Annotated in this window: 19 protein-coding genes; 13 read left to right on the forward strand and 6 right to left on the reverse strand. The window is 45.7% G+C overall.

The window, feature by feature from the left end:
• Window positions 1–11: 11 nt before the first annotated feature.
• Both G598_RS0111115 and G598_RS0111120 read right to left on the reverse strand, forming a co-directional pair.
• Window positions 12–329: a hypothetical protein gene (locus G598_RS0111115; RefSeq protein ID WP_026767036.1), complete on the reverse strand. Its 318-nt coding sequence runs from the start codon at window positions 327–329 to the stop codon at window positions 12–14.
• A 74-nt stretch (window positions 330–403) separates the two neighbouring features.
• A complete protein-coding gene (locus G598_RS0111120; RefSeq protein ID WP_026767037.1) occupies window positions 404–643 on the reverse strand; it encodes a hypothetical protein in 240 nt (79 codons plus the stop codon).
• 379 nt (window positions 644–1,022) lie between these two features.
• On the opposite strand from G598_RS0111120, the gene G598_RS18695 reads away from it, so the two are divergent.
• Both G598_RS18695 and G598_RS0111135 read left to right on the forward strand, forming a co-directional pair.
• Window positions 1,023–3,911, forward strand: a complete 2,889-nt coding sequence (locus G598_RS18695; protein WP_051180248.1) for a MobA/MobL family protein — start codon at window positions 1,023–1,025, stop codon at window positions 3,909–3,911.
• A 35-nt stretch (window positions 3,912–3,946) separates the two neighbouring features.
• Window positions 3,947–4,201 carry a hypothetical protein gene (locus tag G598_RS0111135; RefSeq protein WP_026767038.1) on the forward strand — a complete coding sequence of 85 codons (255 nt, stop codon included), beginning with the start codon at window positions 3,947–3,949 and terminating at the stop codon, window positions 4,199–4,201.
• Window positions 4,202–4,315: 114 nt separating this feature from the next.
• Here the strand turns inward: G598_RS0111135 and G598_RS0111140 are convergent, their stop codons facing one another.
• Window positions 4,316–4,612, reverse strand: a complete 297-nt coding sequence (locus tag G598_RS0111140; RefSeq protein ID WP_014431056.1) for a LysM peptidoglycan-binding domain-containing protein — start codon at window positions 4,610–4,612, stop codon at window positions 4,316–4,318.
• A 370-nt stretch (window positions 4,613–4,982) separates the two neighbouring features.
• On the opposite strand from G598_RS0111140, the gene G598_RS0111145 reads away from it, so the two are divergent.
• The 6 genes from G598_RS0111145 to G598_RS0111170 all read left to right on the forward strand — a co-directional run bounded on the left by G598_RS0111145 (window position 4,983) and on the right by G598_RS0111170 (window position 7,961).
• A complete protein-coding gene (locus tag G598_RS0111145; protein ID WP_026767039.1) occupies window positions 4,983–5,555 on the forward strand; it encodes a cob(I)yrinic acid a,c-diamide adenosyltransferase in 573 nt (190 codons plus the stop codon).
• A gap of 47 nt (window positions 5,556–5,602) precedes the next feature.
• Window positions 5,603–6,079 carry an HD domain-containing protein gene (locus G598_RS0111150; protein ID WP_026767040.1) on the forward strand — a complete coding sequence of 159 codons (477 nt, stop codon included), beginning with the start codon at window positions 5,603–5,605 and terminating at the stop codon, window positions 6,077–6,079.
• A 2-nt stretch (window positions 6,080–6,081) separates the two neighbouring features.
• Entirely contained in the window at window positions 6,082–6,402 is a 321-nt protein-coding gene (locus tag G598_RS0111155; RefSeq protein ID WP_026767041.1) for a YqfO family protein, read from the forward strand.
• 31 nt (window positions 6,403–6,433) lie between these two features.
• Entirely contained in the window at window positions 6,434–6,937 is a 504-nt protein-coding gene (gene thpR, locus G598_RS0111160) for an RNA 2',3'-cyclic phosphodiesterase (protein ID WP_026767042.1), read from the forward strand.
• 112 nt (window positions 6,938–7,049) lie between these two features.
• Window positions 7,050–7,436, forward strand: coding sequence for a hypothetical protein (locus G598_RS17820; RefSeq protein ID WP_051180250.1), 387 nt, complete (start codon window positions 7,050–7,052; stop codon window positions 7,434–7,436).
• A 156-nt stretch (window positions 7,437–7,592) separates the two neighbouring features.
• Complete coding sequence (locus G598_RS0111170) at window positions 7,593–7,961, forward strand: heavy-metal-associated domain-containing protein (RefSeq protein ID WP_026767043.1); 369 nt, start codon at window positions 7,593–7,595, stop codon at window positions 7,959–7,961.
• Window positions 7,962–8,111: 150 nt separating this feature from the next.
• Here G598_RS0111170 and G598_RS0111175 read toward each other — a convergent pair whose 3' ends face one another.
• On the reverse strand, window positions 8,112–8,315 hold the full coding sequence (locus G598_RS0111175) for a hypothetical protein (protein WP_026767044.1): 204 nt from the start codon (window positions 8,313–8,315) through the stop codon (window positions 8,112–8,114).
• A 47-nt stretch (window positions 8,316–8,362) separates the two neighbouring features.
• Here G598_RS0111175 and G598_RS19795 point away from each other — a divergent pair, with 47 nt between their 5' ends.
• Window positions 8,363–8,506 (forward strand): hypothetical protein, encoded by a 144-nt coding sequence (locus tag G598_RS19795; protein WP_157833331.1) that lies wholly within the window; start codon window positions 8,363–8,365, stop codon window positions 8,504–8,506.
• A gap of 172 nt (window positions 8,507–8,678) precedes the next feature.
• Here the strand turns inward: G598_RS19795 and G598_RS0111185 are convergent, their stop codons facing one another.
• Window positions 8,679–9,152: a hypothetical protein gene (locus G598_RS0111185; RefSeq protein WP_026767045.1), complete on the reverse strand. Its 474-nt coding sequence runs from the start codon at window positions 9,150–9,152 to the stop codon at window positions 8,679–8,681.
• A complete protein-coding gene (locus G598_RS0111190; RefSeq protein ID WP_026767046.1) occupies window positions 9,149–10,093 on the reverse strand; it encodes a hypothetical protein in 945 nt (314 codons plus the stop codon). Before G598_RS0111190 ends, G598_RS0111185 begins: the two co-directional genes overlap by 4 nt.
• 204 nt (window positions 10,094–10,297) lie before the next feature.
• Here G598_RS0111190 and G598_RS0111195 point away from each other — a divergent pair, with 204 nt between their 5' ends.
• Genes G598_RS0111195 through G598_RS19360 form a run of 4 tightly spaced genes read left to right on the forward strand, consistent with a single transcriptional unit; the run spans window position 10,298 to window position 13,716 of the window.
• Window positions 10,298–10,882 (forward strand): ClpP family protease, encoded by a 585-nt coding sequence (locus G598_RS0111195; protein WP_051180253.1) that lies wholly within the window; start codon window positions 10,298–10,300, stop codon window positions 10,880–10,882.
• A gap of 9 nt (window positions 10,883–10,891) precedes the next feature.
• A complete protein-coding gene (locus G598_RS0111200) occupies window positions 10,892–12,211 on the forward strand; it encodes a type IV secretory system conjugative DNA transfer family protein (RefSeq protein WP_026767048.1) in 1,320 nt (439 codons plus the stop codon).
• 17 nt (window positions 12,212–12,228) lie between these two features.
• Window positions 12,229–12,453, forward strand: coding sequence for a hypothetical protein (locus G598_RS0111205; RefSeq protein WP_211221572.1), 225 nt, complete (start codon window positions 12,229–12,231; stop codon window positions 12,451–12,453).
• A 42-nt stretch (window positions 12,454–12,495) separates the two neighbouring features.
• Window positions 12,496–13,716 (forward strand): hypothetical protein, encoded by a 1,221-nt coding sequence (locus tag G598_RS19360; RefSeq protein ID WP_051180256.1) that lies wholly within the window; start codon window positions 12,496–12,498, stop codon window positions 13,714–13,716.
• The last annotated feature ends 145 nt before the right edge of the window (window positions 13,717–13,861 follow it).

The raw sequence follows: 13,861 nt of genomic DNA on the forward strand, positions 1-13,861 counted from the left end.
ATTTCCTCTCCTTAAAAACTGACTTTGCTGGCAGATGCAGCAATTTTTGCTTCGGCTCCATCACTGGATGAAGGAACAGTGGATTTTTCCATTTCTGGCTTTTTCTCCTTGCCCATGTTCTCGATAATGAGCCGGAGGGCTGCTTGCATGGTTTCCTTATCCTCAAGGTCAATACCGTAGCTCTTTAATTCACCAACCATATTGGAGTGTTTGCTGGCGTTCAGGCTATATTCTAAAGTCTTGATTTCCGCTTTTAGCTTATTGCGGCGGTCACGGAGTTTGTCCAAATCCTTTTCCACTGCTTCCAGCTGCTCTTTCTTCTTGGCCAACTGCTCGACTTTCTTTTCCCCGTTACCACTGACAATCTAGTAAATGCTTTCTACTTCCTGATGGCTAATGTTCATCATAAATCTGCCTCCCTTTTGTAATCCTGCAAGATTTGCAGAACCCTGTCATGGTCATAACAATCCAAGATACCTGCTTTCTCGAAAATCATGCCAGCCTTGTAAATCTTCAGTACATGCTGGTACTTTTTCACTGTCTGGCTATCTTGGTAGATTTCTCTTTCTAAGGCTTTCTGCTTTGCCTCCATTACTTCAATCTGCCGATTGACAGCGGCAAGGCCTTTAGTGCGTTGCTCCAACCTTGTTATGGGTAACACCTTCCTTCCGAAGAGATACCCACATTATAAATATGATTGGGGGTCCAAAAACTATACAATATTTTACTCAACGCAAAAATCTTCATAGGGTGAAAAAATATAGGGGGTTCTGAATCCTCGCCAATATTCGAACCTAAGCACATTTTGGTAAGGAAAGGTGCTATAATGCCAACATACGTCAGCAGCACCCCGTTAAGATGGGGTTACATGTGCATCTAGGAGTTTCTCATTTGGAGAAACTCAAATTACTGGTATCGAGGAAAGGGACTTCCCTCAATACTGGGACGGGACAGCTCCTTAAAGCTGCCCTTTTGCCATTCGCTGCCGCTCATTGAACTGCCGTTGGCTGAAGGAGAAGACCATGCCAAATTACTATTTTGACCTAAAGACGGATAAACGCCCCAATGGCAAACAGACAAGTGCGCATACGCACTGTGAGTACATCCAGCGCGAGGGGAGATTTGCCGACTTGGGGCAGGAAGAACTGGAAAGCCTGTCCTATAATAATTTGATTACCGGCAAGTACCCCATAGAGAATTTGCCGGAAAGCGAGTTGCTGCTATATAGCAGCCCTTACGGGAAAATCCTTGTAGATAAAACTGGTGTTCGCTTTATGCGCCAATCTACCCTCAGCGAAGAAACCATAGCTATGGGCATAGAGATAGCCCGGAAAATCTACGGGGACGAACTGGAACTGAAAGGAAGAAGCCGCTTTGTAAGTAAAGCCATGGCCACGGCGGTCAAGCTGGAAGTGCCGGTGACTTGGAGCGATGAATATCAGAATAAGGTCATGGCCATCATGAAGGAGGATTACGAAAATGGAGAACGAGATTTTAGAGCAGCAGGGGGAAAATACATCCGGAGAAGAATTGCTGACCCCAGAAAACAGACAGGACGAGGCAGAGGTAAAAGGGATTTCCCAGAGCCTCACGCTAAACTCGATACCCTCGAAGCTTTGGCCCAAAGAGGATTCAGCTTGCCTAAATTGCCCCAATGCCATATGGTACGCCCAGAAGGAAGAAGCCAGCTGTTACTGTCTCGTGATGAGAATCATCACCTGCTCAACAAATGCCGAGAATCCACTGCGCATCTGCGATGGTATAGCCTACGGGCAAGACGAAGAGCAATAGACAAAACCGTAAATGACATCATGGTGAACTTCCAGAAATGCAATGATGCCGTTTACGCATCCAGCCATGTGCAGTACATCACCCGTGAATCCATTTTCAAGAAAAGAGGCGGCTGCCTCTATACGGCAAATCACTTGCCTCGCTGGGCAGAAGGAAACGCCAAGAAGTTCTTTCAGGCGGCAGACCGATATGAGCGAGGTAACGGAGAACGGTATAAGGAAATTGTCTTTTCCTTGCCCAATGAGTTGGGGCTGGAGGAAAACAAAAAGATTGTGGAGGCATTCGTGCAGAAGCATTTGCAGGATTTCTACTATGCCTACGCCATCCATGATAAGGTCGGAGCCATGAGCAACGGCGAACGGCAGCCTCATGTTCACATTATGTTTTCGACACGGGAAATAGATGAAGTGGAACGACACCATGAACGTCCACCGAAACTTTTCTTTAGTCGGGCAAATTCCAAGGCACCAGAAAAAGGCGGCTGCAGAAAATCGTGGAAGTGGATTTCTGCTGACCGCCAGAAGTATCTGTTGAAGCTTAGGAAGGACTGTGCTCTGATGCAGAATGAGGCATTAGAGCGAAACGGCGTAAATTTGAAGGTTGACCATAGGACACTAAAGGCGCAGCGCGAAGAGGCATTGGCGAATGGCAACTACTTTTTGGCAGACCTGCTTAATAAAATGCCGGAAAAGTATGTCGGCCCCGTGGAGTTGATGAAAGCCGATAGCCAAGTGGTGAAGAATCAAAAGTGCCTAAGAGCAGTCAATCACCAGCGGGAAAAAGACCTCATAGCCCGGCTGATGATTCAAGATGGCATTGATAAAGACACCATGGAGGAAAAATCCCAAGACCTGAAGCAGCGGCAGGATTCAATCTTTGCCTATGAACCAGACATTGAAGATGCGGATGAACGGGCATACTTCACGGAGGAAAAGCAGAAAATCCAAGAAATGGAGAAGGACATGGTGGCCGTTTACGGCATCACTCTCTGGGCACCTAAGGCGGTGGAAATGGCCTCACTTGATGCCATGACTACCGAGGAAAAGGAACTATGGCAGGATTTGAAAAGCTACGGCAGAGAGAAAAAGGAATGGGAAATCCTCAAAAATCGCATGGGTGAGCCGCCGGGGGACGATGTGGAAGCCTTGGAAGCATACCTTAAGATTTGCCCGGAAATCGACAAGGAGCTGGACAAGATTAACCTCAAAATCCATCAGGCAGCTGCCGAAATACGTCCGGTATTCGAGAGGTTGAATCTGCCCCACAACAAGGCCAGTATTTTGAAGCGAGCTGCCTTTTATGTGAATGACAACCGCTTGGCCAAGACTGAAATCAGGAAATTGCAGCGGAATATGGACAGTAAACTCAAGTCTTTGGACAAGCATATCAAGGACTATTTTGCCGTCCATCAAAAGAACCGGGAGTATTCAGCTGAGGAAGTGGCCAGCATCCTCAATGCGAATATTGCAAGGCAGGAAACAGCTGAAAAACGGCTGGCCAAAGAGCTTTACCACATGCGAAAACGGGTAATCAGCTATCCTAGAGCCATCGAAATGGCCAAAAATAACTATGTGAAGGGGGCGTTCAAACAGCTTCGCGCTGATAAACGTGAACTAAAAAAACGGGAAGATAAACTCTCCCCGGAAGACCGAAATAGCGCATGGCAGGAAATTGACCGCCGTGAGCAGGAATTAGAAGCACGGTGCAGCACAGCGGTAGGCCGGTCAAAAATAGAAGCCATAGCAGCAGGCATACTTCGCAAAAATGCGCCAATAGCCAAAGAGTACAATATGTTAAGTGCCAAGCACAGAGCACTCAAAGATTCCATCGTACAGACAAAATACCAATCTCAGCGAGTTGAGGCAAGGGCACCACTAGAACAGGGCAATAAATTCCGTGTTGCGCCATCTGCCCAATCCTCTAGCAGCGGAGGAGGTGGTGGCAACTTACCTACGCCATCCCGTGATGCAGACCTCATCAGCAAAGCACTTTCCGGCGGAGCTAAAGAAGCCCAGCTTGTGGCAAGGTCAAAACCAGACGAGCCAGACGATTGGATGTGGCTCAGTGAAGCTGAAAAAGATGATTTGCGTAATGATATGGCTACTATTGACAGGTATTAATGAAAAGTTTATATTTTACCCAAGGTGATGTATATATGAATTATGATGTAACAGAATACAAAGAAATCTTTAGAGAGGTATTTGCTGGTCTGTTGGCAGATATTGACCGGGAATTAGAAAAGCGTGGCATTAGTGATCACGAACATCCGCTGTATGTGTTTCAGTCGAAAATCAATATGATATGGGGAGAACTCCTGAGCGAGAAGTATTCGACAATGGAAGATATGCTGAAACTCAAAGGGATTTTTGAGTTTTCACAGGAATATGTGAGAGGGCTGGCAACGTTTTAGCATAATCAGCAAGAAGCTTTCACCCTATTAGGGGGCTTTTCTTATGTAAGAAATGGGAGGCCTTAAAAGAGGTAAAATAATAGAGCCGCCTGAAATCTCAAGCGGCCCCGCTTCTTACTTACTGACCTTTTCCCAGTAGTTGATGCGAAGAACGTCGCCCTTCTGCATATCCCTGGTCAAGAGCCAGTCATTGAGCTCCCTGATACCCTCACGGAATTCGTTAATATCACGTTTTCCGTAGGTATTCTTCTGTAAGTAGGTTTCGGCAACACTCTGAAGAGTGTCACCTTCTTGAACTTCGTAGGAAACATGGACTACCGTCCAAGAGCGATGATCTACTTCGGCGGCCTCGCTAACGCTCCCTACACAGACAAACAAAGCCGCCATCAATACGATAACCACTTTCCTCATCTTCTTACCCTCCTAGGATAACCCAATAATAAAATATGTATGATTACTATGAGATAGAATATTCTACCTCATAGTAATCATATCCTTGTTAGTTTGCAATGTCAATAGTTGTTTAAAAAATATTTTTCATGCAGCAATAGCCTTAACATAGACATTGAACTTAGCATAAAAAGGCAGGGGCGGATGTTAATTATTAACATCCTGGGCTGGCGGTGAAAACGTAGGGGGATGCTGTATAGTGTCAGCGATGGCGTGATGCGGATGTAGTGGAATATTCAGCTGCAAGTAAGAAGGAGATTGGTCGTTGACACGGAATTGTTAAAAGGGATAAGAAAATATAGGCAGCAGCGCTAATGAGGGGGGCAGCTTAATGCTTCAGGTCTATACAGGAAATGGCAAAGGAAAGACTACAGCGGCTATTGGACTGGCCATTAGGGCATTAGGGGCTGGCAAGAAAGTCTATGTCATGCAGTTCATGAAAAGCCTTTGCTATAGTGAGCAGAAGGTACTGCAGGGATTTGCGCCTGAGCTTACATTAAGAACCAGTGGTAAGCCGTTTTTCATTGCAGAAGAAGGAACCTTAAGCAATGAGTTACAGGATAAATATGGGGATACTGTCGTGATATTTCCTAAGGGAAAGCCTCCACAGGACTACATTGAACTTATAAATACAGGTTTTGATGAAGTGAGAAGAGCAGTGTCTTCAGGAAAATATTGGTTGGTAATTCTGGATGAACTCAACGTAGTGCTGCATTTTGGACTGATAGAAAGAAACGTTGTTGAGGAACTGCTGGAAATGGTGCCAAAGCATACGGAAATGGTGCTGACCGGAAGAGGAGCTCCTGATTGGCTGATTGAGCGTGCTGACCTTGTGACTGACATGAAGGAAGTTAAGCACTACTATGCAAAAGGTGTCGAGGCGCGTAAAGGGATTGAGTGCTGACAAACGGTCAAGAATAAGTACAGGAGCAGAAATCCTAGGGGGATAAAATGAGCAGATTAAAAGACCTTAGAAAAGTAGTTGGCGACAAATTGCGTGAGAGCATAACGGATGCAGAAAAGCTGGAAAAGGCCTATGCGCATCTATATGGCGTTTCACTCGCTGCCACGGTGATCGCGGAAATGCGTGGTGAGGATTCAGAACTTGCCAGCATGGCTGCTATGTTGCATGACATCGCGGCTTATGTAAGTGGAACTTATGATGACCATGCACATAGAGGCGCAGACCTGGCAAGAGAAATCCTGTTGAGAAATGCCTTGGCAACTCCAAAGGAAATTGATCAGATTTGCTCGGCTATATACCATCATGACGACAAACTGCTGAAAGATGAGCCCTTTGATGAAGTACTGAAGGATGCAGATGTCATGCATCATACCTTCAACAATCTGGCAAAACCGGTTAAAGACAAGGAACTAGCACGTTATCGGGCACTTAGACAGGAATTTGGGCTGCCAGTACAGGAGTAATCATGAACGTATCAAAGCTAAAGCTGGAGATTTTCATACCGGAAACACATCTTTCTAAGCTGCGGCTGGCCTTGCAATCAATCGGGGCAGGGAAGATTGGAAACTATGACAGCTGTCTGGCATACAGCCGCGTGACGGGAACCTGGCGCCCTTTGAAGGGAAGTCAGCCCTATATTGGAACATGCAATGAAATCAGCGAAGCTCCGGAAATTAAAGTGGAGGTCAACATCCGGAAGGAGGCGCTTCAGGAGACATTAAACGCAATCCGCGAGGTTCATCCTTATGAAGAGCCGGTAATCAATGTGATCCCGCTGTATACGTAGAGCCCATTACAGATAAGGTGGTGGAAAATCCATGAGGCTTTTTATCAGCATTCAATTTACGGAACCAATGATAAATGCTTTGGAGGCTTTTCAGTCGCGACTAAAAGCTTCTGGTGTGGAAGGATATTTTGCCGTCCGGGAAAATCTGCATTTAACGCTTGCTTTTATCGGAGATTACGGGGCACCAGATGAAGTCATGGATGTTATAGAGACCGTTCCGTTTGAGCCTATGACCATGAAACTCAACGGTATGGGGAGTTTCGGCGATGTATATTGGGCTGGAATAGAACAGAACACCAGCCTAGATAATTATGTCAGGAGGCTGCGCAGGGCTCTGGCTGAGCATAAAATTCCCTATGATCGCAAGCGGTTCTTCCCGCATATTACGGTAGTTCGCAAGGCAATCTATCGTGGCAAGACTGTTTTGCCTCAGGTCGAACCGCCGCAGGGCAAGATGGTTATAGAACACATTTCCTTAATGAGATCAGAACGTGGCAAGCATGGCATGATTTATACGGAGATTGGAAGGTCATAGTGGAGAAGTTTTTTAGAAATGACTATGGAAATCTAGGAGCGAAATATCCTCTTATAAATCCCCATATTCCAACGATATAGATAGTAGAGATAGTTATGTTGGAGGTGATTCCATGGAAATCAAATCGCTGCAGGGAATAACTGCCTGGTTCGACAAAGGGAAGGTAGCTGGCAACAAAGACAATACCTTGCAAGCCAAAGAAAAGTTCAGTAGCATGCTACGGCAGTTGGAAAACGGGGGAGCCATTACCGACACTGGGGAAAAGCCGGGTGAGGATACCACCACAGTGACTCGCGTCATGTCCGATGGCTCTGTACTGATTACTGTGTACGAGAAAGATAAGATTGTTTCCCAAACCAAGACACATTCTCCGCAACCGGAGAAAATACCTACCATTCTCAGCACAAGAACGGAGCAATCCCTGCCTGATAACTTGGAAGAACAACAGGTCTCTGGCATGGTTGACACTCAGATGTTAAACTTCTTGATGCAGAAGTAAATCAACCGAATATAACGCAGGGGCTATTGCATAAGTGATATCACTTGAGCAACAGCCTCATTTGTGTGTGATGGAAACGTTAGCTGAAATCTTGACAAATATGAGTTCACCGTATATAAATAATATTGATAATAAAACTCATTGGGGGTATAAAAAATGAATGGTGCTACGTTATTAGTAGGTTTGGCATTATTGATCGCTTTAGGCTTTGCGCTGAAAGGCGTTATAAAACATTGGCAGGGTGAAGGTAGCTGCTGTGGTGGTGGTGATATTGCAGCTCTGCCACCCAAGAAATTGACCGGAACCATCATCGGGGAAAAAGTCATAAAAGTCAAAGGAATGACCTGTGGCCATTGTAAAATCAGGGTGGAAGAAATGCTAAACTCCATCGAAGGAGCTGCAGCAGTGGTAAATCTACATCGTAACGAGGCACACTTGTCTATGATTCGAGAGGTTTCAGATGCAGAAATTCGTGAGGCAATGAAAAATGGTGATTATGAAATCTTGTCGATTGAGAAAAAATGACCATATGTGTGCTGTTGCGAACGTAATATGCGGTGCATCAAGTGATGGCCTTGCTTTCAAGCTAGCATGAAATACTGATGGCGAAAAAAGAGCCAGCCATAAATCAGGAATAAGTCTGATTTATGACTAGCTTTTTTGCATATTGGAACATTACTGGATGCCGCCTCTAAATCGCTCCAATGCCTCTTCTGCTGACATGGTGTGCAGCACATCCTCCAGAGCGGCCAATAACGGGATTACATCCTCATTAGGTGTCTTGGCCTGTCTGGCAGCCATGACAAAATAGGCATAGAGGATATCGTTGAATCTGCCCGTATTGAAAAGCTGGCAGTCCTGTTGCTCATAATCTTTCATGTATCTGTATGCTCCTTGTTGTCTGTCAAATGAAGGGGGACATATAAATGGGCAATAGGCAGATGTCGTTTTCGGTAAAGGCCTTGTTCTTGAACATTAGTGTGGTGAAAAGGCCGGTATCGGAGAGGAAAAGCTTGAATTTTGTCAGGTCTTTGTATGAGGCCATATCAGCCGAAGGCTGGCTGGTGTGATAAGCTGCCAAGGCTGTTCTGGAATCTAGTAGTTCGGCAATGAGATTCAGCGAACTGCCCGGTCTCAGAGCAGGGATGACGTTGGATACGGTATAGCGGGAAGCATTCCTGTTTAGCTGAGCAGGGATGGCATCGAAGAGGTGGGAAAGGCGGCCTGTTGCCTCTCTTTTATTTATGAGATTTTATCGACGCGGTCAATCCAATTGTAATTGAACCAGACGGTGCTTTCGCAGTCCCAGCCGTGAAACGGATGAATATCATCAGCCGGCATATTCAGGATTCGGTCGGATACATGAAACGCATCATATCCTTCATGGAAATACCAGGCAAAGTCAATGGAAGGGGGGAGGATGGGAAGTTCCGGTTCGATGGTGCGCAAATCGGAAAGATTGTCAGGTTCAAAGACTTTGAGATTTGTTTTGGGAATCAGAGTGAAATGATGGATTCCGCAGTGATAGTCATTGTTTGCGCACCATTCCTGCCACGCGGAAAGGAAAGGGGAGTCATTGAGGACGCTGGAGGTCCAAAGTCCCGCGCTGGGCTTGTTCGGCACAGCCCAGGTGGCAACCCCGTGGATTTTGCGGAACTCGAATTCTTCATTGTCAGTGCTAAAAACTTGTGGGGGCATTTTGGTGAGAATACTCATTCGTTATGCTCCATTTCGTACAGGGCTTCTAGTGACTGCTCATATTCTCGGTTAAAGGATGCTGACTCATCGTTTTCCTGTTGGCCGGCCGGCAGTTCCTTGGGAGGGTCTTTCTTTACGCTGGCCTGATAGGTTATTATCATGTGCCTGTTATCCAGGTCCTTTTCGTGGCTGAGAATATGGTCAAGCTGGAATCCCTTGCGCAGGGTGCTTTCCAACAGTGATTGGCTGATTTCGGATGAGTCGGCTTTTATTGTTATCTCTATCTTGGCCAGGGTGCTGCTGGGGGCAGCCTGCACTGTGTGGCCTTCGTAAAAGGGTTTCCAGTCAGCAGGAACGAGGAAGAAATGTCTGTCATCGTATTTGGTCCTGGAAAGTTGGTTCAGTGGCGGGACGTCCACCTTATGTTCATTGGGGATGAAGAACATGGTTTTCTGCCTGCCGAGCTGAATTTTTATGGCACCTGCCTTGAACATGTCACGGTAGCAGATTTCTGCGGTTTTGGTAGTGGCTTCGGGTGAGTCATCTCCCTGGGTATATTCCTTGGGGAATATCAGGGGGAAATCCCAGAAGTCTGTGGACTTCAATGGGATGCATGGCAGTTCACTGCGTTTTGCCTTGGTCCAGTCCGGGATTTTTCCGATGAACTGTTCCTCGAAGTCATGACTCTTTATGCGGTAATCGTTGGGGTGTTCCTTTATGTAGTTCTGAAGTTCATGTTCAAGGTTTATCCTGCGGGTCTGGCGGGTGAATGTGCTTTTCTGCACCAGATATTTCCGAAGCTGGTATCCGTTGTATATTACACGCGCTCCCTTGGACGGGGCTTCTTCTATATGTTCCACACAGTGGGTTATGTTACGGATGATGTAATTGCGGCTCAGTTTCAGGCGCTCCATCAGGTCGTTGATGGAAATTCCCTGAGCCTTGGGGGGATAATCCAAGTTGATACGCCTCCTATACTTTTATTTAAGTTTGATTATAACCTAACAGCGCAGCTTAAACAAACAAATTTTATCAAGTTAGGAAAAAAAATATAAAAAAAAAAATAAAAAACCCCTTGCAAAATTACGAAAGTTAAGCTAAGGTGAAACAAACAGTAACGAAAAAGGAATTTCATAAGTTTTATTTTGCAGGGGGTAATGTCTATGCAGACAATAATCAAAAGTGTAAATGGGTATCAGGTGGTTCCAGTGGATGCTTTGCTGAATGCCCACCGCGCTATCTACATCAGCGGGGAAATAAATGATGAGCTTGCCATGAATGTGGTGAAACAGGTAACGTATCTGGCGCATGAGGATTCCACGGAGCCAATCCGGATGTACATCAATTCCTGCGGCGGGGCAATCGACGCAGGGATGGTCATCTATGATATTCTGCAAGCGTGCCCAGCACCGATTCAGGTGTACTGCACGGGCAAGGCCTACAGCATGGCAGCGGTTCTGCTCTGTTGCGGTCAGCATGGCCGGTATATTCTGCCGCATAGCAAGGTAATGATTCACGAGCCGCTGATTTCCACAGGGGTGGGAGGGAAAACCAGTTCAATCCAGACCATTGCGGAAAGCATGATGAAGACGAAGGAAGAAATGGTTGCCATCCTGGCAAAGCATACGGGGCAGCCTTTGGAAAAATTGTATGAAGTGACTAAGACGGATACTTTCTTTTCGGCGGATGAGGCGGTGGCCTTTGGCCTTGCCGATAAGGTGGTTGATTTTGCGGAAATGGTAAAGTGAGGGAATGTCATGAGAAGAAAAATTATCGAGAAACAGGAGTATAGGGAAGCGTTTGACTGTTATCCCATGGGGATGGACAGCCGAACCTGGTATTCAACGGATTCCCGTGCAACGGGCTGCAACAACAGTTATCTGATTGTTGGCGGGTCAGGCAGCGGTAAGACTGAGAGCATAGCAAAGCCCATGATTCACGGCACAAATAATGGCAATCTGGTGGTTGTCTGCACCAAAAAGGAAATCATCCATTATGCCGTAAATGACCTGAAGGAAAAGGGCTACCGCACGATGCTGCTTAATTTCGTTGAGCCGGAAAAATCACCCTTTGGCTATGACCCGCTGTTCTATTGTCAAAAATCTTCAGATGTCCATGACCTGGCACATACGCTTATGCAGGCGACCAATCACAAGGAGGAGGAGAAAGACCCGTTTTGGTCAAATTCAGCAGAGAATCTGCTGGCGGCAATTATGGATGTTGTACGTACGGGGAGCTATGAAAAAGGTAAGTCAATGGATAAGGCCCTGTACCTGCTGGATTACCTGTTCTATACCGGCAAGGGGGAATGGAACTTTATCGAAGGACTGGATACTGATGAGGAAATAGCAGAAAAAAAGAAACGTTATCCTTTGCATATATTGATGGAGAAGACCGTCCCAAAGAAGAGGCGATGGAATATTGTGTGGGAGACCTTTATCAATCTTCCGGAGCAAACCGGCACATGTGTGGCAGCTTCGACCCAGGAACCGCTGAACAAGGTATTTACGGAGGAAATACGCACCTTGCTCAAAAATGAAAACAGGTTTAACTTTTCAGAACTGCTTCAGCCTAAGACAGCGGTTATTGTATATGTGTCGCCGGTCAACAGGGCCAATCATGCCTTTGTCAGCATATTTTATCAGCAGCTGTTCAAGAACCTCTTTGAGCTTGCAGAGAAGCGGGAGAGCGGGAAGCTTCCGTATCCTGTGCAGGTTATCTGTGATGACTTTGCCACGGGCTGCAAGGTGCCTGAGTTTCAGGAGCTTATATCCATCTTCCGTGAAAAACGTATCGGGGTGACGCTGCTGATTCAGTCGGAAAGCCAGCTGGCGGCCATGTATGGGGCGAAAAATGCAATAACCATTATCAATAACTGTGATACCTATGTTTATCTGGGTGGTATGGACCTAAAGACCAGTGAAAACATAAGCAAAAGACTGAATATCCCCCTCCATGAAGTATTGAATATGCCCATTGGGAAGGAATATGTTTTCCGCCGCGGGCAGGAGCCGATAAAAACGGAGCGGTACAGCCTGCAGGAAAGTCTGCAGAAGAAAAATATCAGCCGGATGTAATTGAGTGAAAGGAACAGGTGAGAAATATGCTTACGGAAAAGGACAGGAAATGGGCACGTGCCTGGAAGAAAACTCCAGTCCAGATTGAGGAGATGCGCCGGGAATTGCACCGCGAGGAGGAAAGATACGGACGCTTGTTTTATGGGAAGAAGAATATTGATGATTTTGATGAAGATGAAGTGAAGTTCTATTATATGGGACTGCAAAATTTGCTTGTCGATTTGCGTATGTATGGAGGCTGACGGTAGGCCGTTTCCTTATGAATGGGGAGGAGTGTAGAGAAAATGAGTATGCTAAGGTTCTTTCAGGAAAAGAAAAACAAGCTGAATATGTTCTTTCTGAAATTCCTTAACAGCAGGTCGGATAAGTATATTTTAAAGGGCGCTATGGCTTTAAGTGCTTGCTATAACTCGGAGATAAATGCAAATGATATTGAATTGGAGTCAGAAGAGCGGGAAGCCATTGAAAAAATATGCAATGATTTTGCGAAAAAATATCGTTTCAGGGTGATGAAAATTGATGGGAGATGTTCCGGTGCAGAATGTTATTATGTATTTCATGAAGACTATGGCACGCTTAATATATTCGTGGAAAAGCCTGTGGCATCTTTACGGGGAAAATTCAAGCGAAAAGTAAATGGCATCATGACCTATGATGTAAATGTGATATTTAATGACCTGATGAAGGAGTTCAACAGTTATCGATTTATAAACAGGAGTACCTATCCCAAAATGAGGGAATCCCTGGCAGATATTTTGTTTATCTATAAAAAATACAAACAGGATTTATGGGGCAATAGTTTGAGGGGGATAGAAGAGTCTATGGCCTATAAGGGCGTATCGAAAATAGATTTTTTCCTAAAATGTGGAATGGATGAAAGAAATAGGACAGAGGTTAAATTCATCAATAGGCTGTGCGGCGAAGTGAGATGGCTGTTTCGGGATTTGGGAATGGGGTATGAGACGGAAACTGACGAGAATATGCTTTGCTTGATGAATATTAAGGAAAGTGGTAATACGGTGTCCTTTGTGGGTTACCCCGAGGGCAAAAACAAGGGAAAGTTTCATATGATTATGGAAAGGGGAACAGGTGAAGTCCTGAAGCTGGATGTGCCTAAGTCAAATTATACGGCCATGGCCCGAAAGAAAATGGCGGACATAATTAAGCGGGGGAGAATATCCAATGAGGCCGAGATGTTCTGCTGGGAAAAGGACTTGGATTGGTATACGGGAAAATCCGGCGACAACCAATATGAAATCCATTGGGTAAAGACCGTGGGTGGCCTTATGGGCAAGCCATATCTGGATAAGTATCATGGTACGTTCAACAGCCTGAAGGAGGCGCAGCTGTCGGTGAGGGACTGGTGGCTGAAGAATAATTTTTCACCGCCCTATGTGCGGCAATGCGTTACGGATGATGGTAATGTCTGGCTGGACTATGGGCAGCACACTGCCTTTTATGTGTTTAAGCAGATGTGGGCGCATGGTTACGAAGGGTTACAGTAACATGGAAAATAAGGAGATGATACTTCGTGGAAAATAAAAAAATTATTTATCCTGAATTTTGCCCGAATGCTGATAATAGTACCCACGCTGATGGGCGCGTGTCCTGCGCAGACCTGCTGAGTGGGGAAATATATCAGTCCGATTA

The organism is Selenomonas ruminantium subsp. ruminantium ATCC 12561, assembly GCF_000424065.1.
In the GTDB taxonomy this organism is placed as follows: domain Bacteria; phylum Bacillota; class Negativicutes; order Selenomonadales; family Selenomonadaceae; genus Selenomonas_A; species Selenomonas_A ruminantium.